At 71.4% G+C, this 26,911-nt stretch carries 22 protein-coding genes; 7 read left to right on the forward strand and 15 right to left on the reverse strand.

Features of this window, described 5'->3' with window-relative positions; all coding sequences use genetic code 11:
* Positions 1 to 63: 63 nt before the first annotated feature.
* The 11 genes from DVH02_RS19965 to DVH02_RS20015 all read right to left on the reverse strand — a co-directional run bounded on the left by DVH02_RS19965 (position 64) and on the right by DVH02_RS20015 (position 15,276).
* Complete coding sequence (locus DVH02_RS19965) at positions 64 to 3,786, reverse strand: ThuA domain-containing protein (protein WP_114625195.1); 3,723 nt, start codon at positions 3,784 to 3,786, stop codon at positions 64 to 66.
* Between the two features lie 283 nt (positions 3,787 to 4,069).
* A complete protein-coding gene (locus tag DVH02_RS19970; RefSeq protein ID WP_114625196.1) occupies positions 4,070 to 5,074 on the reverse strand; it encodes a sugar phosphate isomerase/epimerase family protein in 1,005 nt (334 codons plus the stop codon).
* A gap of 12 nt (positions 5,075 to 5,086) precedes the next feature.
* Positions 5,087 to 6,319: a Gfo/Idh/MocA family protein gene (locus tag DVH02_RS19975; protein WP_114625197.1), complete on the reverse strand. Its 1,233-nt coding sequence runs from the start codon at positions 6,317 to 6,319 to the stop codon at positions 5,087 to 5,089.
* 64 nt (positions 6,320 to 6,383) lie between these two features.
* Entirely contained in the window at positions 6,384 to 7,421 is a 1,038-nt protein-coding gene (locus tag DVH02_RS19980; protein ID WP_114625198.1) for a substrate-binding domain-containing protein, read from the reverse strand.
* A gap of 56 nt (positions 7,422 to 7,477) precedes the next feature.
* Positions 7,478 to 8,554 carry an ABC transporter permease gene (locus DVH02_RS19985; RefSeq protein WP_114625199.1) on the reverse strand — a complete coding sequence of 359 codons (1,077 nt, stop codon included), beginning with the start codon at positions 8,552 to 8,554 and terminating at the stop codon, positions 7,478 to 7,480.
* Entirely contained in the window at positions 8,551 to 10,089 is a 1,539-nt protein-coding gene (locus tag DVH02_RS19990; RefSeq protein ID WP_114625200.1) for a sugar ABC transporter ATP-binding protein, read from the reverse strand. Before DVH02_RS19990 ends, DVH02_RS19985 begins: the two co-directional genes overlap by 4 nt.
* Before the next feature lie 315 nt (positions 10,090 to 10,404).
* Positions 10,405 to 11,586 carry an ROK family transcriptional regulator gene (locus DVH02_RS20000; RefSeq protein ID WP_114625201.1) on the reverse strand — a complete coding sequence of 394 codons (1,182 nt, stop codon included), beginning with the start codon at positions 11,584 to 11,586 and terminating at the stop codon, positions 10,405 to 10,407.
* A gap of 249 nt (positions 11,587 to 11,835) precedes the next feature.
* A complete protein-coding gene (locus DVH02_RS20005; RefSeq protein ID WP_114625202.1) occupies positions 11,836 to 12,513 on the reverse strand; it encodes a GntR family transcriptional regulator in 678 nt (225 codons plus the stop codon).
* A gap of 219 nt (positions 12,514 to 12,732) precedes the next feature.
* Complete coding sequence (locus DVH02_RS20010) at positions 12,733 to 13,680, reverse strand: beta-ketoacyl-ACP synthase III (RefSeq protein ID WP_114625203.1); 948 nt, start codon at positions 13,678 to 13,680, stop codon at positions 12,733 to 12,735.
* Between the two features lie 113 nt (positions 13,681 to 13,793).
* Positions 13,794 to 13,940 (reverse strand): MFS transporter small subunit, encoded by a 147-nt coding sequence (locus DVH02_RS37250; protein WP_456113495.1) that lies wholly within the window; start codon positions 13,938 to 13,940, stop codon positions 13,794 to 13,796.
* Positions 13,903 to 15,276, reverse strand: coding sequence for an OFA family MFS transporter (locus tag DVH02_RS20015; protein ID WP_114625204.1), 1,374 nt, complete (start codon positions 15,274 to 15,276; stop codon positions 13,903 to 13,905). Before DVH02_RS20015 ends, DVH02_RS37250 begins: the two co-directional genes overlap by 38 nt.
* A gap of 222 nt (positions 15,277 to 15,498) precedes the next feature.
* Here DVH02_RS20015 and fdhD point away from each other — a divergent pair, with 222 nt between their 5' ends.
* Positions 15,499 to 16,338, forward strand: a complete 840-nt coding sequence (fdhD, locus tag DVH02_RS20020; RefSeq protein WP_114625205.1) for a formate dehydrogenase accessory sulfurtransferase FdhD — start codon at positions 15,499 to 15,501, stop codon at positions 16,336 to 16,338.
* A 29-nt stretch (positions 16,339 to 16,367) separates the two neighbouring features.
* Here fdhD and DVH02_RS20025 read toward each other — a convergent pair whose 3' ends face one another.
* Complete coding sequence (locus tag DVH02_RS20025) at positions 16,368 to 17,192, reverse strand: SDR family NAD(P)-dependent oxidoreductase (RefSeq protein WP_114625206.1); 825 nt, start codon at positions 17,190 to 17,192, stop codon at positions 16,368 to 16,370.
* A gap of 124 nt (positions 17,193 to 17,316) precedes the next feature.
* Entirely contained in the window at positions 17,317 to 18,588 is a 1,272-nt protein-coding gene (locus tag DVH02_RS20030) for an oxidoreductase (RefSeq protein WP_114625220.1), read from the reverse strand.
* A gap of 82 nt (positions 18,589 to 18,670) precedes the next feature.
* On the opposite strand from DVH02_RS20030, the gene DVH02_RS20035 reads away from it, so the two are divergent.
* Positions 18,671 to 19,330, forward strand: a complete 660-nt coding sequence (locus DVH02_RS20035) for a TetR/AcrR family transcriptional regulator (RefSeq protein WP_158575916.1) — start codon at positions 18,671 to 18,673, stop codon at positions 19,328 to 19,330.
* Between the two features lie 28 nt (positions 19,331 to 19,358).
* On the opposite strand, the gene DVH02_RS20040 is transcribed toward DVH02_RS20035, so the two are convergent.
* Positions 19,359 to 20,522, reverse strand: a complete 1,164-nt coding sequence (locus tag DVH02_RS20040; protein WP_114625208.1) for a bile acid:sodium symporter family protein — start codon at positions 20,520 to 20,522, stop codon at positions 19,359 to 19,361.
* Positions 20,523 to 20,691: 169 nt separating this feature from the next.
* Between DVH02_RS20040 and DVH02_RS20045 the strand changes: the two genes are divergently transcribed.
* The 3 genes from DVH02_RS20045 to DVH02_RS20055 all read left to right on the forward strand — a co-directional run bounded on the left by DVH02_RS20045 (position 20,692) and on the right by DVH02_RS20055 (position 24,524).
* Positions 20,692 to 21,600, forward strand: a complete 909-nt coding sequence (locus DVH02_RS20045; protein ID WP_114625209.1) for a LysR substrate-binding domain-containing protein — start codon at positions 20,692 to 20,694, stop codon at positions 21,598 to 21,600.
* A 157-nt stretch (positions 21,601 to 21,757) separates the two neighbouring features.
* A complete protein-coding gene (locus DVH02_RS20050; RefSeq protein ID WP_199566350.1) occupies positions 21,758 to 23,581 on the forward strand; it encodes an AMP-dependent synthetase/ligase in 1,824 nt (607 codons plus the stop codon).
* A 115-nt stretch (positions 23,582 to 23,696) separates the two neighbouring features.
* On the forward strand, positions 23,697 to 24,524 hold the full coding sequence (locus tag DVH02_RS20055; RefSeq protein WP_114625210.1) for an aldo/keto reductase: 828 nt from the start codon (positions 23,697 to 23,699) through the stop codon (positions 24,522 to 24,524).
* A gap of 123 nt (positions 24,525 to 24,647) precedes the next feature.
* Here the strand turns inward: DVH02_RS20055 and DVH02_RS20060 are convergent, their stop codons facing one another.
* Complete coding sequence (locus DVH02_RS20060) at positions 24,648 to 24,953, reverse strand: 4a-hydroxytetrahydrobiopterin dehydratase (RefSeq protein WP_114625211.1); 306 nt, start codon at positions 24,951 to 24,953, stop codon at positions 24,648 to 24,650.
* Here DVH02_RS20060 and DVH02_RS20065 point away from each other — a divergent pair.
* Both DVH02_RS20065 and DVH02_RS20070 read left to right on the forward strand, forming a co-directional pair.
* Entirely contained in the window at positions 24,952 to 26,352 is a 1,401-nt protein-coding gene (locus tag DVH02_RS20065) for a molybdopterin-dependent oxidoreductase (RefSeq protein WP_114625212.1), read from the forward strand. The genes DVH02_RS20060 and DVH02_RS20065 overlap by 2 nt on opposite strands.
* Entirely contained in the window at positions 26,340 to 26,894 is a 555-nt protein-coding gene (locus DVH02_RS20070) for a hypothetical protein (protein WP_407697650.1), read from the forward strand. Before DVH02_RS20065 ends, DVH02_RS20070 begins: the two co-directional genes overlap by 13 nt.
* The last annotated feature ends 17 nt before the right edge of the window (positions 26,895 to 26,911 follow it).

Here is a 26,911-nt window from a genome sequence, read left to right on the forward strand (position 1 = left end):
ACGGCGCCTCCCCGCCCGCCGCCGGCTGACGGGCCGCCCGGGGCTGTCGGAGCTTTCGACAGCCTAGGAGGGCAGCTCCTTGAGCTGGATGTCGCGGAACGACACGTTGTCGTCGGCTCCGTGGTTCTGGAGGCCGATGTGTCCGCTGGTGAGACTGCGGGCGGGGTCGGTGTTGGTGAAGTCGTTGATCTTCACACCGTTGAGGAAGATCCGGAGCCGTTCACCCTCGACCTTGATCTCGTAGCTGTTCCACTGGCCCGGCGGGCGCAGGACCCGGTCCCGTGCCTTGATGTCGGCGGACTTGAAGCCGTAGATCGCGCCGGTCGTGCGGTCGGGGGTGTCGGTGGCGTCGATCTGCACCTCGTATCCGTTGTTCACCGCGGACCAGGGGTCCTCGGAGGGCGGGAAGCCCACGAACACACCGGAGTTGTCGTCGCCCTCCATCTTCCAGTCGAGCTTCAGCGAGTAGGACCGGAACTCCTTGGCCTGGTACCAGAGCAGCCCCATGCCGCCCTCGGTGCGCAGCTCGCCGTCGACGACGTCGAACGTGCCGGGTCCGGCCTGCTTCCAGCCCTCCAGGGTCTTGCCGTTGAACAGGGAGCGGTAGCCGGTGCGCGGCTTGCAGTCGGCCTTCACCTGACCGGCCGCGTAGCGCAGCCCGCCGAGCAGGTGCTGGCGGAACGCCTGGTCGGCGTAGGACTCCTTGGTGTGACCGCCGCCTGTGTAGAAGGACCGGCCGCCCTCGTAGGTCTGGCACCAGGCGATCGGGTGATCGCCCTTCATGTTGCCGCCCTGGTAGGTGGTCTCGTCCAGGGTGGCGAGGACCCGGGCCTGGTCACGCGGGTTGGTGCGGTAGTTGTACCACTCGTCGGTGCGCTGCCACTCGTCGTCGAGGTGCTCGGTGGCCGGGTGGCTCTTGTCCTCGACCCGTACGGTGGCCTTCTGGATCGCCGGGTGGGAGTCGAAGTAGGCGCCCACCAGGCCCCCGTAGAAGGGCCAGTCGTACTCGGTGTCCGCCGCGGCGTGCACGCCCATGTAGCCGCCGCCGGTGGTCACGAAGTTCTCGAAGGCCGTCTGCTGGGCGGAGTTCAGGACGTCACCCGTGGTGGAGAGGAACACCACCGCGTCGTACCTGGCCAGGTTGTTGGTGGTGAACTGGCCGGGCTCCTCGGTGGAGTCGACGGTGATGCCGGTCGTCTTGCCCAGCTCCTTGAGCGCGGCGACGCCCTCGGGGATCGAGTCGTGGCGGAAGCCCGCGGTCTTCGAGAAGACCAGGACCCGCTTCTCGGTCTTGCCGGGCGCGTTCTCGGAGATCGTGAAGTCGTCCACGTCGAAGAGCGCGCCGGAGCCCCCCTTGAAGACGAGGAACAGTTCGGTGGTCTTCTTGGGTACGGAGCGCAGCGGTACGTCGATGTCCTGGAAGGTCTCCCACGAACCGGTCACGGGGATCGGCGCCGAGCCCAGCAGCTTGCCGTTCGCGGAGTCGGTGCGCACCTCCAGGAAGCCGCCCGCGCCGCCGGAGGAGATCCGGGCGGTGAGGGTCTTGGACCCGGTCAGGTTGTACGGCTTGAAGGAGATCCAGTCGCCGTTGTCGATGTCACCGACGGTCTTGCCGCCGTTGGCCGCGGCCTTCGAGATGACCGAGACGCCGGAGGAGCCGGTGAAGTGCTCGGCCTGCCGGTGGCGGGGCTGGAGCTGGGCCTGACCGTGGCTGGTGAGCGGGGCCTGCCCGCCGCCTCCGCCGTCGGTGTACTCGGCGTCGATCACTCCGAAGATGTTGGCGTTGGGGTCGTGCTCGGTGTCGGCGGGCGCGGTGATCGTGCCCTCGCAGCCGTTGGTGGAGGTGATCGGGTGGCCGTGGTTGTCATGGCCGAGGATGTAGCGGACGACGACCTTGGAGCAGTCGATCGTGCCGTCCTCGGGGTCGGTGACCTTCACCTTGAACGGGATGGTGTCACCGAAGTTGAACAGTGTTCCGTCGGCGGGGAGTTCGAGCTTCACGGTGGGCGCGGTGTTGCCGACGACCACACGTACCGATGCCGTGCCGGTGCGTTCGGTGGGGTCGGTGACCGTGAGGCGGGCGGTGTAGGTGCCGTTCTTCTTGTACTTGTACACCGGGTCGGCCTCGGTGGAGGTGCCGCCGTCGCCGAAGTCCCAGGCGTAGGAGAGCGCGTCACCGTCGGGGTCCGAGGTACCGGCCGAGGAGAAGTTCACCTTCAGCGGGGCCGTGCCGGAGGTCTTGTTCGCGGCGGCCACCGCGATGGGGGACTTGCCCCCGGTGGCGTTCTCGATGCGGTAGAGCGCGGAGTGCTCGTCGCCGCCGAACCAGGAGAGCCCGTAGTCGAGTACGTAGAGCGCGCCGTCGGGGCCGAACTCCATGTCCATGACCTGGGTGCCGGACCACGGGAACGGGTTGATGGTGCCGACCGTTCCGTCGTCGTCCTGCTCGATGCGCTTGATCCACTGGCGGCCGAACTCGCCCGCGAAGAAGTCGCCGTCGTACGCCTCGGGGAACTTCACCGGGGAGTCGAGGTTCTCGTCGTAGCGGTAGACCGGACCGGCCATCGGGGACTCGGAGCCGTTGCCGAACTCGGGCACACTGTCGCCGTCGTAGTCGATCCAGGCGGGCTGGGCGGGCGGCAGGTCGACGAGTCCGGTGTTGTTCGGCGAGGTGTTCTTGGGGGCCGCGCAGTCGAAGGCCGCGCCGGACGCCTTGGTGGCGAAGTCGTAGTCGATGTACGGCTCGTTCTTGCCCACGCAGTACGGCCAGCCGTAGTTCCCGGCCTCGGTGACCCGGGCGAACTCCACCATTCCGGCCGGTCCCCTGGTCGGGGAGGAGGCACCGGCGTCGGGCCCGTAGTCACCGACGTAGACGACACCGGTCTGCTGGTCGACCGAGATGCGGAACGGGTTGCGGAACCCCATCGCGTAGATCTCGGGCCGGGCCTTGTCGGTGCCGGGGGCGAAGAGGTTGCCCTCGGGGACGGTGTACGAGCCGTCCTCGGCGACCTTGACGCGCAGCACCTTGCCGCGCAGGTCGTTGGTGTTGCCGGAGCTGCGCTGGGCGTCGAACGCGGGGTTGCGGTCGGAGCGTTCGTCGATCGGGGTGTATCCGTCGGAGGCGAACGGGTTGGTGTCGTCGCCGGTCGACAGATAGAGGTTGCCGTCCGCGTCGAAGGCGATGTCGCCGCCGACATGGCAGCAGGTGCCCCGGGTGGCGGCGACGTCGAGGACCTTCTTCTCGCTCGCGTTGTCGAGGGTGCCGTCCTCGTTCAGGGTGAAGCGCGAGAGCCGGTTGTATCCGTCGAAGGGCGCGAAGTCGGCGGCGGTGCCGTTCTCCGGGGCGTCGCCCGGCGGGGTGTCGAGCTTCGGCGCGTAGTAGAGGTAGACGGCCCGGTTCTCGGCGAAGTCCGGGTCGACTCCGACGCCCTGGAGGCCCTCCTCGTCGTGGCTGTAGACGTCGAGCCGGCCGGCCACCTGGGTGTCGCCACCCGCGTCGGTGATGCGCAGTGTGCCGTCGCGCGAGGTGTGCAGCACCCGGCGGTCCGGCAGGACGGCGAGGGACATCGGCTCGCCCACCTCGTCGGCGCCCTTGGCGAGGGTGACCTGCTGGAAGCTCTCCTCCGAGGGCACGGGCCCCGGATCGTGGGCGAGGGCGGGTGCGGCTCCGAGGCTCGATCCCACGAGCACGGCGCCCGTCAGGAGTGCGAGAAGGGATCTGGCTCTGGGGCGTTTTCTGGGCACGAAAGTCCTCCACAGTGGGCTGTTCGTACGTGCGGGTGCCATGCCCTGAGGGAGGTGCGCGTCCCGCGCCCCGCCTCCGGGTGGCTGTGTCACCGACGTGCGCCGTCACATCGGAGAGCGACTCTTTCGTGGTGCCGGCCGGTCGCGTCCCACGACCAGCCATGTCCTGTACACCTCAATGGACGGTAGCCGGGTTCGTCCCGGACCGAAAGACCTTGCGCAGGGGTGAAGTGGAACTTTCCCCAGGCGCAGGACAAAGACGGTCGCCGGAACTCCGGACGGGCGGTCTCCCGCCCGTCCGGAGTCCGGTCAGGTCGCGAGGCGGCTACCGGTCCCCGCCGAACGCCGCGTCGAAGGACGCCGACGGCGGGTCGAAGTCGAAGCGCTTGAGGTCGGCGAGGGCCTCGGGGGCCCCGACCAGCCGGTCCATGCCCGCGTCCTCCCACTCGACGGAGACCGGGCCCTGGTAGTCGATCGACCGCAGCATCCGGAAGACGTCCTCCCAGGGCACGTCGCCGTGACCGGCGGAGACGAAGTCCCAGCCGCGCCGGGGATCGCCCCAGGGCAGATGGGAGCCGAGGCGCCCGTTGCGGCCGTCGAGGCGCTTGCGCGCCTCCTTGCAGTCGACGTGGTAGATCCGGTCGCGGAAGTCGTAGAGGAACCCGACCGGGTCGAGGTCCTGCCAGACGAAGTGGCTCGGGTCGAAGTTGAGCCCGAACGCGGGCCGGTGGCCGACCGCCTCCAGTGCGCGGTGCGTGGTCCAGTAGTCGTAGGCGATCTCGCTGGGATGGACCTCGTGGGCGAAGCGCACCCCCTCGGCGTCGAAGACGTCCAGGATCGGGTTCCAGCGCTCCGCGAAGTCCTCGTACCCGCGGTCGATCATGCCGGGCGGCACGGGCGGGAACATCGCGACCAGATGCCAGATGGACGACCCGGTGAAGCCGATGACGGTGTCGACGCCGAAGGCGGCCGCCGCACGAGCGGTGTCCTTGATCCGGGCGGCGGCGCGCTGTCTGACGCCCTCCGCCTCGCCGTCGCCCCAGATACCGGCGGGCAGGATGCCCTGGTGGCGCTCGTCGATGGGGTGGTCGCAGACCGCCTGGCCCACCAGATGGTTGGAGATCGCCCAGCACTTGAGCCCGTACTTGTCGAGCAGTTGGTGCCTGCCCTCCAGGTACGACGGGTCGGAGAGCGCCTTGTCGACCTCGAAGTGGTCGCCCCAGCAGGCGAGTTCCAGCCCGTCGTAACCGAAGTCACGGGCGAGCCGGCACACCTCCTCCAGGGGAAGATCGGCCCACTGGCCGGTGAACAGCGTGAAGGGACGGGGCATGCGGTTCTCCTCCTAGGCAGGGGTTTCCGACGGGGGCGGTACGGGGGTGTACACGGCGTTCTTCGCCGCGCTCTCCTCCACGGCGGCGAGCACCCGCTGCACCTGGAGCCCGTCGGCGAAGGACGGCGCCGGATCGGTCCCCGTCGCGATCGCCGTCACCAGATCGCGCGCCTGGTGGACGAAGGTGTGCTCGTAGCCGAGCCCGTGGCCCGGCGGCCACCACGCCTCCAGATAGGGATGCTCCGGCTCGGTGACCAGGATCCGGCGGAAACCGGCCGAGGCCGCCGGTTCCGCGTGGTCGTGGAACGACAGCTCGTTGAGCCGCTCCAGATCGAAGGAGAGCGAGCCGCGCTCACCGTTGATCTCCAGCGTCAGCGCGTTCTTGCGCCCCGAGGCCATCCGGGTGGCCTCGAAGGTGGCCAGCGCGCCCGAGGCGAGCCGGCCGGTGAACACCGCCGCGTCGTCCACGGTCACCGGCCCGTACGCGCTGCCCGCGGCCCCCGTCAGCCCGGCGCTCGGCCCGCCGAGCACCGGCCGCTCCCGTACGAAGGTCTCCGCGAGCGCCGAGACCCCGGCCAGCGGCTCCCCGGTCAGGAACTGCGCGAGGTCGACGATGTGCGCCCCCAGGTCCCCCAGCGCCCCGGACCCGGCGCGCTCCCGCTTGAGCCGCCAGGTGAGCGGGGCCAGCGGATCGGCCAGCCAGTCCTGCAGATAGGTGACCCGCACATGGCGCAGCGTGCCGATCCTGCCGTCCTCGATCAGCTTCCTGGCGTACGAGACGGCCGGCACCCGGCGGTAGTTGAACCCCACCATCGACAGCTGCCCGCGGGCCCGGCCCGCCTCCGCCGCCCTGACCATCTCCTCGGCCTCGGCCACCGAGTTGGCGAGCGGCTTCTCGCACAGGACGTGCTTGCCCGCCTCCAGGGCCGCGATGGCGATCTCCGCGTGGCTGTCCCCCGGGGTGCAGATGTCGACGACCTGCACATCGTCGCGCGCGATCAGCCGCCGCCAGTCGGTCTCGGCGGCGGCCCAGCCGTGTTTCGCCGCGGCGGCCCTGACGGAGGTCTCGTCACGGCCGCAGACCGCGGCGAGTACCGGCCGCAGCGGCAGGTCGAAGACGTGTCCTGCGGTGCGCCAGCCCTGTGAGTGGGCGGCACCCATGAACGCGTATCCGACCATGCCGATGCCGAGTGCGGGCGGTGGACCGGCTGCTCGCTCGGACGCTTCCGTGGGACTGGGGGTCATCCGGATAACTCCTCGTCATCTCGCACAGTGGGGACGGCTCGGCCGCTGGTCCGGCCGGGGCCGGTCAGCGGAAGCCCGTGGGGAGGTACTGGTCGACGTTGTCCTTGTCGACCACGGCCGAGTAGAGCGTGACCTGGGCGGGGATCTCCAGCTCCGCCAGGCCGCTGATGCCCTTGGACTGGCCGAGGGTGCGGGCCAGGTCGATGGCGGAGGCGGCCATGGTCGGCGGGTAGAGGACGGTCGCCTTGAGCACGCTGTTGTCGGCCTTGATGGCGTCCATCGCCGCCTTGGCTCCGGCGCCGCCGACCATCAGGAAGTCGTCGCGGCCCGCCTGCTGGATGGCGCGCAGCGCGCCCACGCCCTGGTCGTCGTCGTGGTTCCACAGGGCGTCGAAGGAGGACTGCGCCTGGAGCAGCTGGGCCATCTTGGCCTGGCCGGACTCGACGGTGAAGTCGGCGGCCTGGCGGGCGACCTTCTTGATGTTCGGGTAGTTCTTCAGGGCGTCGTCGAAGCCCTTGGAGCGCTGCTGGGTCAGCTCCAGGCCGTCGATCCCGGCCAGCTCGATGACCTTGGCGTCCTTCTTGCCCTTGAGCTTCTGGCCGATGTAGTTGCCGGCGCTGACGCCCATGCCGTAGTTGTCGCCGCCGATGTAGGCGCGGAACGCCTGCGGGTTGGAGAAGATCCGGTCCAGGTTGATGACCGGGATACCGGCGCGCATGGCCTTCAGCCCGACCTGGGTGAGGGCCTTGCCGTCGGCGGGCAGGATCACCAGGACGTCGACCTTCTTGTTGATCAGCGTCTCGACCTGGCCGATCTGGGCGGCGATGTCGTTGGAGCCCTCGGTGATGTCCAGCGTGACGTCCGAGTACTTCTTCGCCCGCGACTTGGCCTGGTCGTTGATCGCGTTCAGCCAGCCGTGGTCGGCCTGGGGTCCGGCGAAGCCGATGGTGACGGCCTTGCCCGGCTTGTCGTCCGAGGCGACGGGCCCGGTGTCGGTGGCCGCGGCCTCCTTGGGCTCATTGCTGGTGCAGGCGGTGAGGAGAACGCCGGCGGAGACGGCGGCGGTGCCGAAAAGAAGTCCTCTGCGACTGGTTTCTGGCATGGCGGTTCAACCCTTCGGGTAGGGCGGGAGGTGCGGGTGCGATTGCTGACGGAGCGTCAGACCTCGCCGTTGCGCAGTGTGCGGCGCTGGACCAGTACGGCGGCGACGATGATGGCGCCCTTGGCGATCTGCTGAACGTCGCTCTGGAGATTGTTCAGAGCGAAGATGTTGGTGATGGTGGTGAAGACGAGGACCCCGAGGACGGAGCCGATGATCGTGCCGCGGCCACCGCTGAGCAGGGTGCCGCCGATGATCGCCGCCGCGATGGCGTCCAGCTCGTACAGGTTCCCGTTGGTGTTCTGTCCCGAGCCGGCCAGGATGATCAGCAGGAACGCGGCGATGCCGCAGCAGAGCCCGGAGAACAGGTAGAGGTACAGCCGCTGCCTGCGGACATCGATACCGGCCAGCCGCGCGGCCTCCGGATTGCCGCCCACGGCGATGGTGCGGCGGCCGAAGGTCGTACGGTTGAGGATCAGCCAGCCGACGACCGTGACGGCCGCGAAGACCAGCACGAGCGGCGGGATGCCCAGCACGTAGGAGTCCGGGACGCCGAGGTCGAGCACCGAGGTCACGGTGACGATCTGGGTCTTCCCGTCGGTGATCATCAAGGCGAGGCCGCGGGCGGAGGCGAGCATCGCGAGCGTCGCGATGAACGGCACCATCCCGCCGTACGCGATGAGCACACCGTTGACCAGCCCGCAGCCGAGCCCCACCAGGACGGCGGTGAAGAGGATGCCGGCGAACCCGAACTCCTGGGTGGCCAGCGTGGTGGCCCACACCGAGGCGAGGGCCACGATGGCGCCGACCGACAGGTCGATGCCCCCGCTGGTGATGACGAAGGTCATGCCCACCGTGACCACACCGATGACCGACGCCTGGGTCAGCACCAGCTGGAGGTTGTTGGTGTCCAGGAACTGGTCGGGCTTGGTGATGCCGCCGACCACGATCAGGGCGGCCAGCACCCCGAGCAGGGAGAGGTTGCGGACGTCGAGCCGCAGCCCGAGCGCGCGCCACCCCTTTTTCTCTTCGGTGGACTTGGCGGACGCGTCGGAGGCGGCGGACGACGGGGTCGGATCGGGCGTGGCCGGGGCGTCGGGCCCGCCCTGCCGCGCCTCGGAGGCAGGCTGTTTCATGGTGTCGGGCTCCCTTCCATCACAAGGTCGAGGACTCGGTGCTCGTCCAGCTCGCGCGCCGGTGCCCGGTGGACGACCAGCCCTTCGCGCAGGACCAGCACCCGGTCGGCGAGGCCCAGCACTTCGGGGACCTCGCTGGAGACGAGCAGTACGGCGAGCCCCTCGTCGGCCAGCCGCCGGATCACGGCGTACAGCTCGGCACGGGCGCCCACGTCGACGCCGCGCGTCGGTTCGTCGAGCAGCAGCACCCGGCAGCCGCGCAGCAGCCAGCGCGCGAGCACCGCCTTCTGCTGGTTGCCGCCGGAGAGGGTACGGATCCGGGCGTCCGGGTTGTCCGGGCGCAGGGAGAGTTCCCTGGTCGCCCGCTGGGCCGCGGCGCGCTCGGCCGAGCGGTCGAGCCAGCCGCCCCGGGCGAAGCGGGGCAGTGAGGAGACCGACACGTTGCGGGTGACCGATTCGAGCATCAGCAGGCCCTGGGCCTTGCGCTCCTCGGGCGCGAGCCCGAGCCCGGCGCGGACGGCGGCGCGGACACTGCCCGGCCGCAGCGGGACACCGTCGACCAGGACACGGCCGGTGGTGGGTTTGCGCGCCCCGTACACCGTCTCCAGGATCTCGGAGCGCCCCGAGCCGACGAGCCCGGCCAGGCCGACGATCTCACCGGGCCGCACTTCGAGGTCGAGAGAGGCGAACTCCCCTTCCCTGGAGAGCCCTTCGACCCGCAGGACGGGTTCGGGCCGCGGCGCGCCGGCGGCGGTCGCGGCGGGCCGCTCGGGGAAGACGTACTCGACGTTCCTGCCGGTCATCAGCGCGACGACGTCCCGGGTCGGGGTCTGTTTCGCGGGCAGGGCGACCGCCACGGTCCGCCCGTCCTTGATGACGGTCACCCGGTCGCCGATGCGCCGGATCTCCTCCAGCCGGTGGGAGATGTAGATGACGGCCACTCCGTCGGCCGTGAGGGTGGCGACCGTACGGAAGAGATTGTCGACCTCGTCGGGGTCGAGGGCGGCGGACGGCTCGTCCATCACGATGAGCCGGACGTCGTGGGAGAGCGCGCGGGCCATCGAGACGATCTGCTGCTGGGCGGCGGAGAGCGAGCCGACCAACTGGTGCGCCCGGATCTCCGGGTGGCCGAGGCGTGCCAGCAGCGCGGTCGCCGCGCTCCTGGCCTCCCGGCCCCGCACGACGAACCCGGCGGTGGTCGGTTCGTGCCCGAGGAAGACGTTCTCGGCCACCGACAGGCCCTCGACCAGGTCGAGTTCCTGGTAGATGGTGGCGATGCCGAGCCGCATCGCGGCGATCGGCGACTTCAGTGTGACCTCTTCGCCGCGCCAGTTGATCACACCGTCGTCGGGCTGGTGGGCCCCGGCGAGCACCTTGATGAGTGTGGACTTCCCGGCGCCGTTCTGGCCGAGCAGACAGTGGACCTCGCCCGCCTCGACCTCCAGGTCCACACCGTCGAGGGCGCGGACCCCGGGAAAGGTCTTGGTGATGCCGGACATGGTGAGCAGCGGGGTCGTGGGTGGAGTGGGTGCCATGGCGTATCCCCTCGGCGGATGCGGCCGGTGAGCGGGCAGGCTGAAGGAGGAGCGGGGTGGTGTGAGCGGGCGGAACCAGGTGCGGCGGAGCGGTGCGGTGGTGCGGATGCGGCTCGTGCGGGTGCGGCTGGTGCGGCTCGTGCGGCTCGTTGTGATGGCGCGGCTCGTGCGGGTACTCGGGGTGGTGCGGTGGCACACGTACTACGGATGGCGCGGGACGTACGGGCGGTGCGAGTGGAGCGGGCGGTGCGGGTGGAGCGGGCGGTGCGGGTCGCGCGGGTGGAGCGGGTGGAACAGGTGGAGCGCCACCGGCCGTCAGGCCGGCGAGAAGAGGTGGTCGCTGATGAGCCGGGCCGCGCCGGTGACTCCGGCGGTCGGGCCCAACTCCCCCAGGACGATGGGGAGATTGCCGGTGGCCAGCGGCAGCGACTGCCGGTAGACCTGGGTCCTGACGCTGGCCAGCAGGGTGTGGCCGAGGCCGGTCACCCCGCCGCCGATCACCACGAGCCCCGGGTTGAAGAAGCTGACGAGTCCGGCGATGACCTGGCCGACCCGGTTCCCGCCCGCCCGGATGAGTTCGAGGGCGACGGGGTCACCGGCCGCCGCGGCGGCCGAGACGTCCACGGCGGTGAGCCGGCCGGCCGACTCCAGCAGCCCGGCCAGTTCGGGTGAACGGCCCTCGCGGGCCGCCTCCTCGGCGTCGCGGGCGAGCGCGGCGCCGCTGAAGTACGCCTCCAGGCAGCCCTTGTTGCCGCAGGCGCAGGCCCGGCCGTCGGCCTCGACCTGGATATGGCCGATGTCACCGGCGCTGCCGGTGGTGCCCCGGTAGACATCGCCGCCGACGACGATGCCGCAGCCGATACCGGTGCCTATCTTGACGCAGAGGAAGTCGCCCACGGAGCGGGCGACGCCCGCGTGCTGCTCCCCCATCGCCATGAGGTTCACATCGTTGTCGACCATGACTGGGCAGCCCAGCTCCTGGCTGAGCGCCTCGCGGACCGGGAACCCGTCCCAGCCGGGCATGATCGGCGGTGCGACCGGGACCCCCTCGGGGAAGCGGACCGGGCCCGGGACCCCGATGCCCGCTCCGTCGAACTCCTCGGCGAGACCGGAGACTTTGAGTTTGGCGGCCAGCGCGAGCACCTGCTCGAAGACGGCGACCGGTCCCTCGCGGACGTCCATGGGGTGGTTGAGATGGCCCAGCACCTCCAGCTCCGCGTTGGTCACGGCGACATCGATGGAGGTGGCGCCGATGTCGACGCCGAGGAAACGCAGGGCGGGCGCGAGCCGGATGTTGTGGGAGCGCCGGCCGCCGCGCGAGGCGGCGAGTCCGTCCGCGACCACCAGGCCGGTCTCCAGCAGCCGGTCCACCTCGACGGCGAGCTTCGAACGGGAGAGGTCCACCTGATCGCCGAGCTGCGCACGGGAGTTGGGACCGCCGTCGCGCAACAGCCTGAGCAGTCGCGCCTGGTGCGCGTTGGCAGGTCGTGCCGTCATGCGTCTCACGCGCCCCTCCCCGCCTTCCCGGCCGGCCTTTTGGTCTGTGCGGTGACCCGGAGGTGTGTCCCGGGCTTTTGAGGGAACGTAGCAGCGCTTGCCCGCAGGGGGAAGAAGTTGCGCGTGAATCCATCCCAACTTTCTCCACACCGAGGACAAAGGGAGGGCCGCCCCGCGTCACGCGCAGGGCGGCCCAGGAGTTCTCCGGCGCCGGTCACGGCCGGGGAAGGCCGCCGACTCCCGTCGCGATCAGGTGCGTTCGCGCTGGTGGTAGCTGGTTCTGGTGTGTTCCGTGTGTGCCTTCATGACCTCGGTCGCACGCTGTTCGTCCCGCGCGGCGATGGCGGCGATCAGCTGCCGGTGCTCGATCCAGGAGTCCTTGCCGCGCTGCCGGGCGACCGGTGTGTAGTACCAGCGGACCCTGCGGTCGACCTGCGCGGCCAGCTCCGCCAGCACGACATTGCCCGCCAGCTCCATGACCTTGGCGTGGAAGGCGGCGTTGGCGGCGACCGCCCGGTCCACGTCGTCGTCCGCCACGGCCCGCTCCCCGTCGGCGCACAGCTCCTCCAGCGCGGCGATGCCCGCCGTACCGGAGTCCGCCGCGGCCAGCCGGGCGGCCTCCGCCTCCAGGAGCGTACGGACCGTGAGCAGCTGGTCCGCCTCGTCCTCGGTCGGCTCGTGGACGAACGCGCCCTGGGCCGGGCGCAGATCGACCCAGCCCTCGGTGTTGAGGCGCTGCAGCGCCTCGCGCACGGGCTGCCGGGAGACCCCGAGGTGGCCCGCGAGTTCGCTCTCGACCAGATGCTGGCCCGGCTGGAGCGCCCGGGTCGTTATCAGTTCGAGCAGAGCCTCGTACACGCGCTCACGCAGCGGACCCGGGCGTTCGAGCTTGGGCAGAGAACCCTGTGCCAACTTCGCGGACAACATCGCTGTCCCCCTCCTGGCCGACCGTGGGCACGACGGCGGTGCCGCCGTGCCGGGAGTGACGAATCCAGACATTGGTTATCGTCTACAGTCTACCGACCGGCGAAGAGCCTTGGTTGGCGTTCGAATTCCGTTCGATGTCGCGGCCGGTGCCCACCGCCGCCGATGACCGGTGCCCCCACGGGCACCGGCACGGCCCCGGTGGCGAGCCCGCCCCGGGCGTCAGGGGCAGCGGACGACCTGGCCGCCGTACGAGAGGTTGCCGCCGAAGCCGAAGAGCAGCACCGGAGCGCCCTCCGGGATCTCCCGGCGCTCCACCAGCTTGGACAGCGCCATCGGGATCGAGGCGGCGGAGGTGTTGCCGGAGTCCACGACGTCCCGGGCGATCACGGCGTTGACCGCGCCGATCTTCTGGGCGACCGGCTCGATGATCCGCAGATTGGCCTGGTGCAGCACGACCCCGCCCAGCTCCTCCGGGGTGATCCCGGCGCGCTCGCAGACCTTGCGGGCGATGGGCGGCAGCTGCGTGGTGGCCCAGCGGTAGACCGACTGCCCCTCCTGCGCGAAGATCGGCGGGGTTCCCTCGATCCGCACGGCGTGCCCCATCTCGGGCACCGAGCCCCAGAGCACCGGGCCGATCCCCGGCTCCTCGTCGGGCCCGGTCGCCACGACGACCGCCGCGCCCGCGCCGTCACCGAGCAGGACGCAGGTCGTACGGTCCGTCCAGTCGGCGATCGCGGCCATCTTGTCCGCGCCGATGACCAGCACCCGGGTCGCCGAGCCCGCCCGTACGGCGTGGTCGGCCGTGGCCAGGGCGTGGGTGAAGCCCGCGCACACGACGTTGATGTCCATCACGGCGGGCGAGCCCATGGCGAGCCGGGCCGCGACCCGCGCCGCCGTGTTGGGTGAGCGGTCGATAGCGGTGGAGGTGGCGACCAGCACCATGTCGATGTCCTCGGGGCCCAGCCCCGCGGCGGCCAGCGCCTTGGCGCCGGCGTGCGCCGCCAGCTCGTCCACCGGCTCGTCCGGGCCCGCCACGTGCCGGGTCTTGATGCCGACCCGGCTGCTGATCCATTCGTCGCTGGTGTCGACCATCGCCGCCAGATCGTGGTTGGTGAGCACCTTGGCGGGCTGATAGTGCCCGAGCGCGGCGATACGAGTGCCGGTCATGCCCGGGACCCCCTCTGTTTCGACGTCAGGAATGCTCCAGTCTTGTCACCGACTCGCCGGTACGGGTGCAGGTGAACCAACAGGATTCTCCCGTGCGGTTTGGAGAGTCCACATCATCGGGTGAAAAGCTGAGCCGCCTTGAGGATCAACTCGTACACACCGTACGCCAGCGGGATCCCCACCCAAAGCCAGGCGAAGACGATCAGACCGGTACGGCGGTGTTCAGACGGTGCGGCCGGTGGCGCTGCTGACCTGGTCATCGGCTGTCTCCTTCGGGTCGGGAACGTGGTGACGCGGGTGTACGGGCCTGACGAGTTCGTTGGCCACGAAGCCGACGGCCAGCAGGCCGATCATGATGGCGAACGAAAGACCGTACAGCCCCGCGCCGCTCTTTCCCGCCGCCTCCTGGCTGTCCGCCACCTTGTTGACGATGAGCGGGCCGAGCACTCCCGCGGTGGACCAGGCGGTGAGCAGCCGGCCGTGGATCGCGCCGACCTGGTAGGTGCCGAAGAGGTCCTTGAGATAGGCGGGGATGGTGGCGAAGCCGCCTCCGTAGAAGGAGAGGATCACCAGCGCGCAGATGACGAACAGCGGCTTCGACGCGTCCCCGAACAGGGCGATCAGCAGATACATCACCGCCCCGGCGCCCAGATAGACCCGGTAGACGTTCTTGCGGCCGATCAGGTCCGAGGTGGAGGACCAGCCGATACGGCCCGCCATGTTGGCGGCGGAGAGCAGCGCCACGAATCCGGCCGCCGCCGAGACCGAGACCGGGGTGTCCGTCCGCGCGAAGAAGTCCGTGATCATCGGGGCGGCCTTCTCCAGGACGCCGATGCCCGCCGTGACGTTCATGCACAGGACGACCCACAGGCACCAGAACTGCGGGGTGCGCACGGCCGACCGCGCCGAGACCCGGGGCCCGGCGGCCGGTACGGCCCCGCGCGCCGGAACCGCCACGGCGTCCGGAACCTCCGGCGCCTGCTGCCGGTAGCCGGGCGGCGGGACCCGGACCAGCAGCACGCCGAGGGTCATGAACGCCGCGTACACCAGCCCGTGCGTCAGGAAGGCGAAGGCGATGCCCCGGCTGTCGGAGCCGTAGGACGAGAGCATCTGCGCGGACCACGGCGAGGCGATGAGCGCGCCGCCGCCGAAGCCCATGATGGCGATGCCGGTGGCCATCCCCGGCCGGTCGGGGAACCACTTGATCAGAGTGGAGACCGGCGAGATGTAGCCGATGCCGAGGCCGATCCCGCCGACGAATCCGTAACCGAACACGATCAGCCAGTACTGCTCGGTGAAGGCGCCGAGCGCGGCCAGCAGGAAGCCGGAGGAGAAACAGCACAGGGCGATCGTCATCGCCCAGCGCGGCCCGTTGCGCTCCACGAGGGTGCCGCCGAACGCGGCGGAGAGCCCGAGCATCACGATGCCGAGCTGGAAGGGCAGCGCGCTCTGGGTACCGGAGAGGTTCAGCGCGGATTCGAGGGGCGGCTTGAAGACGCTCCATGCGTATGCCTGCCCGATGGAGAGATGGACCGACAGCGCGGCGGGCGGCACCAGCCAGCGGCTCCATCCGGCGGGGGCGAGAGGTGGGGTCATGGTCGCGAACTCTAGGAACCGGATCGCACCTTTGGGAAGATCTTCAACCGGGCCGATTGCGCGGCCCGTGCCCCGGCCGGAGGGGTCCGTACCGGCCGGATGTCTTGTCGCGCGGAACTCCATACTGTAGACAGCACGGGTGGGTCCGGGCGCGGGATCTCCGGGGTGCCGGACAATGAGTGACACACGGCAGCACCACGTCGACGAGTAGGACTGATCACCATGGGACGGGTCACCGAGCGCCGCCGCACCATCCGGATCAGGGACGGGGTCGTCTCCGCGCGGCCCGACACCCTGGTGGCCGAGGAGCCGCTGGAGATCAGGCTGAACGGCAAGCCCCTCGCCATCACGATGCGCACCCCCGGTGACGACTTCGCGCTGGCCGCCGGGTTCCTGGTGAGCGAGGGGGTGCTCGCGGCGAGCACGGACGTACGGTCCATCGTGTACTGCGCCGGGGCGAAGGAGGACGGCTCGAACACGTACAACGTGGTCGACGTACAGCTCGCGCCCGGGGTGCCGGTGCCCGACATCACGCTGGAGCGCAACGTCTACACGACCTCCTCGTGCGGGCTGTGCGGCAAGGCCAGCCTGGACGCCGTACGGACCACGGCCCGCTTCCCGATCGCCGACACTCCCCCGGTCCTGGTCGAACCCGCTCTGCTCGCCGGCCTCCCCGACCGGCTCCGGGCGGCGCAGCGGGTCTTCGACAGGACCGGGGGGCTGCACGCGGCGGCGCTCTTCTCCGAGGAGGGCGAGCTGCTGGACATCCGCGAGGACGTCGGGCGGCACAACGCGGTCGACAAGCTGGTCGGCCGGGCGCTGCGGCAGGATCTGCTGCCGCTGTCCCGGGCGATCCTGCTGGTCTCGGGCCGCGCCTCGTTCGAGCTGGCGCAGAAGGCCGTGATGGCGGGGATCCCGGTGCTGGCCGCGGTCTCGGCGCCCTCGTCGCTCGCCGTCGACCTGGCCGCCGAGAGCGGGCTGACCCTGGTGGGCTTCCTGCGCGGCCCGTCGATGAACGTGTACGCGGGCGACGAGCGGATCGCCCTGCACAGCGAGGTGTGAGCGTCCCCGCCCGCCGTACGGCAGGGACGTCAGGACGCCGGGCCGCTCATGACGTCCTGGACCTCGTGGAATCCCGCCTTGCGGTTGACCACCGCGACGGCGCGTGTGACGGCCGTGCGGGGCAGCAGCCGCGGCACCCACGTGGTCCAGCGGTGGAGCGCCCGGCCGGGGTACGAGGCCGCCCTGCCGCGCGCGAAGTCGTCCAGGGTCCGCTCGGCGACCGACTCGGGGCTGTCGGTGACCCTGGGGTCCATGACGGCGGTGGTGCTGTCGAAGAAACCGGTTCCGGTCGCGCCGGGGTGGGCGCCCATGACCCGTACTCCGGTGCCGCGCAGCTCCTGCGCGAGCGCCTCGGTGAAGTACAGGACGAACGCCTTCGTCCCGGAGTAGCTCGCCTGGTACGGCATGGGCTGGAACGCCGCGGTGGAACCGACGTTGATGATCCCGCCCGAGCCGCGTTCGAGCATGTCCGCCCCGATCAGTCGGGTCATCCGCATCAGGCCGGTGACATTGACGTCGACCGACCGCAGACTCTGCTCGAAGGGACGGCCGAAGAAGGGGCCGACGGAGCCCGTTCCCGCGTTGTTGACCAGGAGATCGACGCTCACATGCCGCTCGCGCAGCGCGTCGGCGACGGTCCCGGGCCCGGCCGGGTCGGCGAGATCCGCGTCGAGCACCAGGGTGTTCACCGGGTGCTCGGCCCGGATCTCACCGGCGAGCCGGTCGAGCGCCGGGGCCGAACGGGCCACCAGGACCAGGTTCGAGCCACGACGGGCGAGGGCGCGCGCACAGGCGCTGCCGATCCCTCTGGACGCTCCGGTGACGAGCGTGGTGGTGCCGCGATAGTCGTACATACCGAGGGATTCCTTCGAACGACGGCGGGAGGCCGGATGGGCGGAGGTACAGGGCGGGAGTACGGGGCGGCGGTACGGGGCGGCGGGTACGGGGCCGGGTGAACCGCGCTCCGCGCGCGGGCTGTTACGGGCGGCCCAGTACACCGGGGACGCTCGGCGCCGGGTGGCTCCACCCGGCGTACCAGCGCCGGTAGCGGCGCAGCGCGCGCCGGCGCTGGAGCAGGTCGCGGGCCAGGGCGACGGCGGGTGACGGGGAACGGTGCCCGTCCCGGCCCCGGCCGAGTCGGTGGAGCCGGTGGACCACCATGGCCTGGGTGGCGCCGGCGGACATCGTCTTGTCCTTCCAGCGCACCGGCACCGGCTCGAAGTCGGCGTCCTCGCCGCGCAGCCACCGCTCGGGGAGGTCGGGCCGGTACGCCAGGGCGGTCGCCATCCCGACCAGCGATCCGCCCTGGTCGAGGACGCGTTGAGCCACCTCTCGCCGCCGTACTCCGCCGGTGATCATGACGGGCAGTGGCGCGGTGCGGATGATGTCGGCGGCCAGTTCGAGGAAGTAGGCCTCCCGAGCCAGGGTGCGGCCGTCGGCGGAGTGTCCGTGGGTGGCCAGGCTCTCGACCGAGCCGCCGGACAGCTCGACCAGGTCGCAGCCGGCCGAGGCCAGTTCCGCCACGATCCGGGCGGCGTCCGTCTCCTCGAAACCGCCCCGCTGGAAGTCGGCGGTGTTGAGCTTGACGGCCAGCGCGAAGTCCGCCGGGACCGAGGCGCGAATGGCGCGCAGCACCTCCATGAGCAGTCGTGCCCGGTTCTCCAGGTCCCCGCCCCAGCGGTCGGTACGCCGATTGGTCAGCGGGGAGAGGAACTGGGCGAGCAGATAGCCGTGGGCGGCGTGGACCTGCACACCGTGGAACCCGGCTTCGGCCGCCCGTGCGGCCGTGGCGGCGAACCGGGAGACGACCTGTTCCAGGTCGGCCTCGGTCATGGGGCGCGGCCGGGCGAACAGCCGGGAGTAGCGCCCGGCGTTCACCGCGACGTCGGAGGCGGACAGAGCCTGTCCCGGCATGTCCGAGTAGATCACCCGGCCGGGGTGGTTGATCTGCATGAGCACCCGCCCGCCGCCGTGCCGCGCCGCCTCCGCCCAGCGGGTGAACGGTGCGAGCGGCGTGCCCTGCTGGAGGACGACATCGGCCGGATGGGCGAGGGAGCGGCCGTCGACCATGACGTGGCCGGTGATCAGCAACCCGGCACCGCCCCGTGCCCAGCGCCGGTACAGCTCGGCCATCCGGTCGCCGGGCAGCTGCCCGGCGTCCGCCAGGTTCTCCTCCATCGCCGCCTTCACCAGCCTGTTGGGCAGGCTGAGGCCACTCGCGAGAAGGAGCCGATCACCGATTCCGGGCATCCGGAGCACTCCGTCCATGCGCTTCCGCCGTCGGGTCCGGCAGAATGTGTACGGCGTCAACCATCACCCAAGGAAGTGTGCAGTGTCAACATTCGATCGGCGGAGCTACCACCACGGCGACCTGCGGGACGCACTGCTGCGGTCCGCCCTGCGTCTGCTGGACGCCGACGGAGTCGACGCGCTGTCCCTGCGGGCGGTGGCCAGGGACGCCGGAGTGTCCGCCAACGCGCCCTATCGCCACTACCGGGACAAGGAGGCGCTGCTCGCCGCGCTGGCCTCGCACGGGTTCACCGAACTCACCGCGTGCCTTGAGGCCGCGTCGTCCGCGGGCACGGAGCGTGGCGACGCCGGCTCGGTGCGGGCGGCCTCTCCACCGGCGGCCCTGGCGGACGCGGTGGCGCCGATGGCCCGCGCCACGGTGCACTACGCGCTCGAACACCCCGGTCTGTTCCGTCTGATGTTCGGGCATGTCTGCGTGAGCCTGCCCGAGGTGATCGCGGCCTCCGACGCGGCACAGGCCGTCGTGACCAGACGGATCGCCGGCTTCGCGGCTCCCGGGTACCGCGACACGCTCAAGATCGGCGTATGGGCCCTCGTACACGGGCTCACCTCACTGCTGCTCGACGGCCGCCTGGGGGAACCCACCCGCGAGACGGCCGACGCGCTGGTCGATTCGGCGGTCCGGACCATGATCGGCGCGGACTGGGCGCCGGTCGCGGCCGACGCCGGGGGCGACACCTGACGGACCCGGGCCGTACCGGCCGCCGCACTCAGGCCGTACGGGCCGCCGCCCCGGCTGCCACCGTGTCCGGGCTCCCGGCCCGCTCGGCGGCGTCCGGGGCCTCGGCGTCGCGCGAGCGGCGCTTGGCGATCACCGCGCAGACCATCAGCTGCATCTGGTGGAAGAGCATCAGCGGCAGCACCGCGAGGCTCGCCCCCGCCCCGAACAGGACGGTCGCCATCGGCAGCCCCGCCGCCAGGCTCTTCTTCGACCCGGCGAACTGGACGGCGATCCGGTCGGCCCGGTCGAAGCCGAGCCGCCGCCCGCCGTACCAGGTGACCGCGAGCATCGCCGCGAGCAGCACGGCCTCCACGGCCAGCAGACCCGCGAGCCGGACGGGGGTCACCTGGTGCCAGATGCCCGTGACCACGCCTTCACTGAAGGCCGTGTAGACGACCAGCAGCACCGAACCCCGGTCGACCAGACCGAGCACCCGCTTGTGCCGGACGAGGAACCCGACGATCCAGCGGCGCAGCAACTGGCCCGCGAGGAACGGCAGCAGCAGCTGCGCCACGATCCGCAGGAGCGAGTCCACCGAGACGCCGACCGCCGCGCCGCCGATGAGCAGCGCCGCGAGCAGCGGGGTGATCACGATGCCGACGAGGCTGGAGAAGGAGCCCGCGCAGATCGCGGCGGGCACGTTGCCCCGGGCGATCGAGGTGAAGGCGATGGAGGACTGGACGGTCGAGGGCACCAGGCACAGGAACAGGACCCCGGCCTGCAGTTGCGGGGTCAGGACGTACGGCACGAGACCGGCCGAGGCCAGCCCCAGCAGCGGGAAGACCACGAACGTGCAGGCGAGGACGGTGACATGGAGCCGCCAGTGCTTGAGCCCTTCGACCACCTCGCCGGTGGACAGCCGCGCGCCGTAGAGGAAGAACAGCAGCCCCACCGCACCGGTCGACGCGCCGCCCGCGATGTCCGCCGCGTGGCCGGAGGCGGGCAGGAGCGAGGCGAGGCCGACGGTCGCGAGGAGCGCCAGTACGTACGGGTCGAGGGGCAGCCAGGACGGCAGCCGGAGCCGGAGCCGGTGCGGCGGCCGGTGCGGCGGCCCGGTCGGCGGCGGGGAGCCGTCGGGCGGCGCGGCGGACCCGGGCGGCCCGGCTGCGGGCGGCGCGGAGGCGGGCGGTGCGGGCGTCGTGCGGCGGTTCATGTGCTCCACTACGGGCTGCTGGCTACGGGGGTGGTCTGTCCGGGCGGCGCGGATCGCGCGGTGGCCGCGGATCGTGCCTCCCCATGCTCCACCTGGTCGGCTTGATCGGGAATCCCGTACACCGCTCTCACTGCCATCGTGTCACGTGATAACGGCGTAGGCTGGCGGCATGTACGACCCCGGGCAGTTGCGCACCTTCCTCGCCGTGGCCCAGACGCTGAGCTTCACGCAGGCGGCCCGTCGGCTCGGGCTGCGCCAGTCCACGGTGAGCCAACATGTGCGGCGGCTGGAGGACGCGACGGGACGGCCGCTGTTCACGCGGGACACGCACAGCGTGGAGCTGACCGAGGACGGGGAGGCCATGCTGGGCTTCGCCCGGTCGATCCTGGCCGCGCACGACCGGGCCGCGGCGTTCTTCGGCGGCACCCGGCTGCGCGGCCGGCTGCGGTTCGGCGCCTCCGAGGACTTCGTCCTCACCCGGCTCCCGGAGATCCTGGAGTCCTTCCGGCGCGACCACCCGGAGGTCGATCTCGAACTGACGGTGGAGCTGTCCGGCATCCTGCACGAGCGGCTGGCGGCCGGGCTGCTCGATCTGGTGCTGGCCAAACGGCGGCCGGGCGACACCCACGGCCGGCTCGTCTGGCAGTCCTCCCTGGCCTGGATCGGGGCTCCGCGGCTGCGGCTCGACCCCGACCGGCCGGTGCCGCTGATCGCGTTCCCGCCGCCCGCGCTCACCCGGGCCCGCGCGCTGGAGGTGCTGGAGGCACACGGCAGGCCCTGGCGCGTGGCGTGCACGAGCGCCAGCCTGAGCGGGCTGATCGCGGCCGCCCGCGCGGGGCTGGGCGTCATGGCCCACACCCGCGGGCTGATCCCGCCGGGGCTGGTGCCGGTGCGCACGAGGCTCCTGCCCGAGCTGGGAGAGGTGGACTTCGTCCTGCTGCACGCCCGGGACCACGCCGCCCGGGACCACGGCCGCGAACGCGGCGGTACAACAACCCGGGAGGCCGCGGACGCGCTGGCCGCCGCGATCCTGGCGAGCGGCGACCGGCTGCAGCGCCCGGCGGTCGCGGAGGGCTGAGCCGCCCGGCGGCCCGGCGGGCACCCCGCACCGTAGAGCGTCGGTGGCCGATGCGTACGGATTCGGTGGAACTTCCCCCACATGGGATTACTCCGGGGTGAGATGGTCTCGCGGTACCGTCACCGGGCTGTGCGGAGCGGCCACAAGGAGCGAGTCATTGCGCGAGTTCACCGTCCCCCCTCTGCCGGCCGCCCCGCACGTGGGCGGGCTCGCGGACGTGGTCTTCGACCATGCCCGCTCCGACCCCGGGCGGGTCGCGCTCGGCCGCAAGGACGAGGAGGGCCACTGGCACGACGTGACCTCGGCGGGCTTCCGTGACGAGGTCCTCGCGCTGGCCAAGGGGCTGCTGGCGCACGGCGTACGGTTCGGCGACCGGGTCGCGATCATGTCCCGTACCCGTTACGAGTGGACGCTCTTCGACTTCGCGCTGTGGAGCGTCGGCGCCCGGCCCGTACCCGTCTATCCGACCTCCTCCGCCGAGCAGGTCCACTGGATCCTGCACGACGCCGAGGTCTCGGCCTGTCTGGTCGAGCACGGGGACCACGCGATGACCGTCGGCTCGGTGATCGACCGGCTGCCCCGGCTCGACCGGCTCTGGCAGCTGGACGCCGGGGCCCTGGAGGAGCTGTTCGCGGCGGGTGCCGGGCTCGACGACGAGACGGTGCACCGGCACCGCAGGGCCGTCACCCCGGACTCCGTCGCCACGGTGATCTACACCTCGGGCACCACCGGCCGCCCCAAGGGGTGCGTGCTCACCCACTCCCACTTCATGTTCGAGACCGATACGGTCCTGGCGCACTGGGAGCCGGTCTTCCGCGGCGCCCCCGGCGACGAGGCGTCCACGCTGCTGTTCCTGCCGCTCTCGCACGTCTTCGGCCGGATGATCGAGGTCGCGGCGATCCGGGGCCGGGTCAAGCTGGGCCATCAGCCGATCATGCGGGCGAGCGAGCTGCTGCCCGATCTGGCCGCGTTCCGGCCGAGCTTCGTCCTGGCCGTGCCGTACATCTTCGAGAAGCTCTACCACGCGGCGCGACGCAAGGCCGAGACGGAGGGCAGGGCCGCGGTCTTCGACAAGGCGGTGGAGGTGGCGGTGCGTTACGCGGAGGCGGTCGAGCAGCGCGTGTTCGGCCTCGGCCCCGGGCCGTCCGCCGGGCTGCGGATGCGCCACCGGTTCTTCGACAAGGCCGTCTACGGCAAGGTGCGCGCCGCGCTGGGCGGCAGGGTCGGGCACGCCATGTCCGGGGGCAGCGCGATGGACCGGCGGCTCGGGCTGTTCCTCGCGGGCGCGGGAGTCAGCGTGTACGAGGGGTACGGGCTGACCGAGTCGTGCGCGGCGGCCACCGCCAATCCACCCGGGCTGGCCCGGTACGGCACGGTCGGGCAGCCGATCCCCGGCACCTCGGTACGTATCGCGGCAGACGGCGAGGTGTGGCTGCGCGGCGGGCAGGTCTTCGCCGGGTACCTGGACGACCCGGGGGCCACCCGCGCGGTGCTGCGCGACGGCTGGCTGGCCACCGGCGACCTCGGGGCGCTGGACGAGGACGGCTATCTCACGATCACCGGGCGGAAGAAGGAGATCCTGGTCACCTCGGGCGGCAAGAGCGTGGCGCCCATGGCGCTGGAGGAGCGGGTGCGGACGCATCCGCTGGTGGCCCAGTGCATCGTCGTCGGCAACGACCGGCCGTACATCGCGGCGCTGGTGACCGTGGACCCGGAGGCCGTGGAGCACTGGCTCGCCATCCGGGGCAGACCGCGGCTGCCCCCCGTGGAGCTGGTGCGGGACCGGGATCTGGAGCAGGAGATCAGACGCGCGGTGGTGGCCGCCAACACGGCGGTGTCCCAGGCCGAGTCGATCCGTACCTTCCGGATCCTGGCCCATCCCTTCAGCGAGGAGGACGGGTTGCTGACGCCGTCCCTGAAGCTGAAGCGCCGGGCGATAGAGGAGGCGTACAGCGTCGAGGTGGACGCGCTCTACCGCTGACGCATTGTCCCGGGCCACGGGGGAAACGATGACGGTGGGGGTGGCGGGGAATCCGGCCGCCCCCGAGACCGTTGGACCATCGAGAAGCAACCGACGACGTTAGGATCGACCGCTCGTGAGCAAGGTCCCCACCCTCACTCTCAACAACGGCACCACGATGCCCCAGCTCGGCTTCGGCGTCTGGCAGGTGCCCGACGCCGAGGCGACGAAGGCGGTCGCCACCGCTCTGGAGGCCGGGTACCGCAGCGTCGACACCGCCGCCATCTACGGCAACGAAGAGGGCACGGGCAAGGCCCTCGCGCAGTCCGGGATAGCGCGGGAGGACCTCTTCGTCACCACCAAGCTGTGGAACGGCGACCAGGGGTACGACTCGACGCTGCGCGCCTTCGACGTGTCGCTGGACAAGCTCGGCCTCGACTACGTCGACCTGTATCTCATCCACTGGCCGAAGCCGGCCGCGGACACGTACGTCGACACGTACAAGGCGTTCGAGAAGATCCTCGCCGACGGCCGCGCCAAGGCCATCGGCGTCTCGAACTTCCTTCCCGAGCATCTGGAGCGGCTGCTCGGCGAGACCTCCGTGGTCCCCGCCGTCAACCAGATCGAGCTGCACCCGCAGCTCCAGCAGGCCGAGTCGCGCGCCCTCCACGCGGAGCGCTCCATCCTCACCGAGGCCTGGTCGCCGCTGGGCCAGGGCAAGGGCCTGCTGGAGGTCCCGACCGTGGTGGCGATCGCCCGCAAGCACGGCCGCAGCCCGGCGCAGGTGGTGCTGCGCTGGCACCTCCAGCTGGGGAACGTGGTGATTCCCAAGTCCGTGACCCCGTCCCGGATCCAGGAGAACATCGACGTCTTCGGCTTCGAGCTGGACGCCGACGACCTGGCGGCGTTCGCCGCGCTCGACGAGGGCCGGCGCATCGGCTCCCACCCGGCCGAGGTCAACTGAGCCCGGCGCCGCGCTGATCCGGCCGAGGTCAACTGAGCCCGGCGCCGCCGTGGCGTGTCCGCACCGTCCCGCCTGATCGACGGGTGGAGGGCGCTCCTTCGCGGACACGCCCTGGGCGCCGGGTCAGTGCGCTCCGTGCGCCCCGGCGACCGACTCGACGCGCTCGGCCAGCGCGATGTCCAGCCCGGTGACGGCGCCGCCCGCGTCGTGGGTGGAGACGGCCAGGGAGACGGTGCTGTAGCCGAGGGTCAGTTCGGAGTGGTGGTTCAGCTCCTCCTGGATCTGCGCGATGTGGACCACCAGGGCGACGGCGGCGACGTGCGTGCCCAGGCGGTAGGTGCGGGTGACGCGCCCGTCCTGGATCGACCAGCCGGACAGCGGTCGCAACCGCTCCTCGGCCTCATCGCGCGACAGCGGTTCGGCGACCATGGGCGGGGGCTCCTTCCGGGTGCGGGCAGCGACGCGGCCGACGATACGGCCTCCACCGCGCGGCGCCGGGCCGCCGTGCCGGACGGGGCCTACGGTCGGGCGCGTGAATGTTTTCACCCGCTTTCTCCCCCGGTGGCGCAGCCCTCTGCGCGGGCCGTGGCTGACCTCGGTCTTCGCGGTGGCGCTGCTGGTGGGCATCCCCGTCCTGTTCGTGACGGGTCTGCTGTCGTACGCCGCGTACAACCCGGAGCTGACGCCGGTCAACGACAAGACGCCGGACAAGGGGCTGCTCGGCTTCTACCTCTTCTCCTGGCCCACCCATCCCTACTGGCTCTACCGCCTCACGCAGGGCGTGCACGTGACGCTCGGCATCGTGCTCGTACCGGTGCTGCTCGCCAAGCTGTGGTCGGTGGTGCCGAAGCTCTTCGAGCTGCCGCCGGTCCGCTCGGTGGTCCACGGTCTGGAGCGGCTGTCGCTGCTGCTGCTCGTCGGCGGGGCGCTCTTCGAGTTCGTGACCGGTGTGCTCAACGTCCAGTTGCAGTACCTCTTCCCCGGCTCGTTCTATCCGCTGCACTTCTACGGGGCCTGGGTGTTCATCGGCGCGTTCCTCGCGCATGTCGCGCTGCGGCTGCCGCGTACGGTGAGGACGCTGCGCCGCCGCAGCCTGCGGGACCCGCGCGATCTGCGGACCGAGCTGCGGACCCCGGCCGCGCGCACCCGGCCCGAGCTGCCGGACGCGACCGGGCTGGTCCCCCGGGATCCGGCTCCGCCGACCACCTCCCGGCGCGGGGCGCTGGCGATGGTCGGGCTCGGCTCGCTGACGCTGTTCGTGGTGACGGCGGGTCAGAGCATCGGCGGTTCGCTGCGCGGTACGGCGCTGCTGGCGCCGCACGGGCGTGATCCGGGCAGCGGCCCGAACGGGTTTCAGATCAACAAGGGGATGCGCTCGGCGCGGATCCAGGAGCGCGACATCGGCCCCGACTGGCGGCTGACCGTACGGGGCGGTGCCCGGCGGTCCGTACTGACCCGGCCGCAGGTGGCGCGGCTGCCCCGGCACACGGCGGCGCTGCCCATCGCCTGTGTGGAGGGCTGGTCCACCTCCGACCAGGAGTGGGAGGGCGTGCGGCTGGCCGATCTCGCCGCCCTGGTCGGGCTGGGCGACGCGCCGCCCGCCGTGTTCGTGGAGTCGGTCCAGCGGCAGGGCTCGTTCCGCATGGTCGCGCTCAGCGCGGAGCAGGTCCGCGACCCGCGCTCGCTGCTCGCGCTGCGCGTCAACGGCGCCGACCTGTCGCCCGATCACGGCTATCCGGCCCGGGTCATCGTGCCGGGCGCGCCGGGCGTGATGAACACCAAGTGGGTGCGGCAGCTGAACTTCGGGGAGTCGACATGGCCCACGTGACGGGCGGAACGAGGCGGCGCAGGAGGCGGTTCGGCGGGTTCGGGCGACGGATGCCCCTGGGCTCGCCCCGCGTGCTGCTGCTCCTGCTGGCCTCCTTCGCGCTCTGCGGCTACGCGGGGGTGCGGCTGCTGCGGGGCGAGTGGGTCGCGATCCTGATCTGGTTCGCGGGCGCGGCGCTCCTGCACGATCTGGTGCTCGTACCGCTGTACACGCTCGGGGACCGTGCCCTGCAGGCGGCGGCGCGGCGGCGGGGGCGGCCACTGGCCCGTACGGGCGTCCCCTACGTACGCGTGCCCGTCTTCCTCTCCCTCCTGATGCTGCTGGTGTACTGGCCGTTGGTGCTGCGCGCCCCGGGTCCCTACCAGGAGGCCACCGGTCTGGACCCGGATGTGTTCCTGGGGCGCTGGCTGCTGATCAGTGCCGTGATCTGCGCGCTCTCGGCGCTCTGCGCCCTGGCCGCGGCGGTACGAAAACCTGAACTTCGAGAGCGAGTGAGAGAATCACGCATGGGCCGTCGAAAGGGGGGCAGAAGCGCACCTTGAACGGTCCACCCCGATGG

Source organism: Streptomyces corynorhini (assembly GCF_003346515.1).
In the GTDB taxonomy this organism is placed as follows: domain Bacteria; phylum Actinomycetota; class Actinomycetes; order Streptomycetales; family Streptomycetaceae; genus Streptomyces; species Streptomyces corynorhini.

Excerpts from the sequence above, each read along its gene's own strand:
- DVH02_RS19985 (WP_114625199.1), bottom strand. The coding sequence starts at position 8,554 with ATGAAACAGCCTGCCTCCGAGGCGCGGCAGGGCGGGCCCGACGCCCCG.
- DVH02_RS19990 (WP_114625200.1), bottom strand. The coding sequence starts at position 10,089 with ATGGCACCCACTCCACCCACGACCCCGCTGCTCACCATGTCCGGCATC.
- DVH02_RS19970 (WP_114625196.1), bottom strand. The coding sequence starts at position 5,074 with ATGCCCCGTCCCTTCACGCTGTTCACCGGCCAGTGGGCCGATCTTCCC.
- DVH02_RS20025 (WP_114625206.1), bottom strand. The coding sequence starts at position 17,192 with ATGTACGACTATCGCGGCACCACCACGCTCGTCACCGGAGCGTCCAGA.
- DVH02_RS20015 (WP_114625204.1), bottom strand. The coding sequence starts at position 15,276 with ATGACCCCACCTCTCGCCCCCGCCGGATGGAGCCGCTGGCTGGTGCCG.
- fdhD (WP_114625205.1), top strand. The coding sequence starts at position 15,499 with ATGGGACGGGTCACCGAGCGCCGCCGCACCATCCGGATCAGGGACGGG.
- DVH02_RS20045 (WP_114625209.1), top strand. The coding sequence starts at position 20,692 with ATGTACGACCCCGGGCAGTTGCGCACCTTCCTCGCCGTGGCCCAGACG.
- DVH02_RS20040 (WP_114625208.1), bottom strand. The coding sequence starts at position 20,522 with ATGAACCGCCGCACGACGCCCGCACCGCCCGCCTCCGCGCCGCCCGCA.
- DVH02_RS19975 (WP_114625197.1), bottom strand. The coding sequence starts at position 6,319 with ATGACCCCCAGTCCCACGGAAGCGTCCGAGCGAGCAGCCGGTCCACCG.
- DVH02_RS20070 (WP_407697650.1), top strand. The coding sequence starts at position 26,340 with ATGGCCCACGTGACGGGCGGAACGAGGCGGCGCAGGAGGCGGTTCGGC.
- DVH02_RS20005 (WP_114625202.1), bottom strand. The coding sequence starts at position 12,513 with ATGTTGTCCGCGAAGTTGGCACAGGGTTCTCTGCCCAAGCTCGAACGC.
- DVH02_RS19980 (WP_114625198.1), bottom strand. The coding sequence starts at position 7,421 with ATGCCAGAAACCAGTCGCAGAGGACTTCTTTTCGGCACCGCCGCCGTC.
- DVH02_RS20000 (WP_114625201.1), bottom strand. The coding sequence starts at position 11,586 with ATGACGGCACGACCTGCCAACGCGCACCAGGCGCGACTGCTCAGGCTG.
- DVH02_RS20065 (WP_114625212.1), top strand. The coding sequence starts at position 24,952 with ATGGGCGGGGGCTCCTTCCGGGTGCGGGCAGCGACGCGGCCGACGATA.
- DVH02_RS19965 (WP_114625195.1), bottom strand. The coding sequence starts at position 3,786 with ATGGCACCCGCACGTACGAACAGCCCACTGTGGAGGACTTTCGTGCCC.
- DVH02_RS37250 (WP_456113495.1), bottom strand. The coding sequence starts at position 13,940 with ATGACCAGGTCAGCAGCGCCACCGGCCGCACCGTCTGAACACCGCCGT.
- DVH02_RS20060 (WP_114625211.1), bottom strand. The coding sequence starts at position 24,953 with ATGGTCGCCGAACCGCTGTCGCGCGATGAGGCCGAGGAGCGGTTGCGA.
- DVH02_RS20030 (WP_114625220.1), bottom strand. The coding sequence starts at position 18,588 with ATGCCCGGAATCGGTGATCGGCTCCTTCTCGCGAGTGGCCTCAGCCTG.
- DVH02_RS20010 (WP_114625203.1), bottom strand. The coding sequence starts at position 13,680 with ATGACCGGCACTCGTATCGCCGCGCTCGGGCACTATCAGCCCGCCAAG.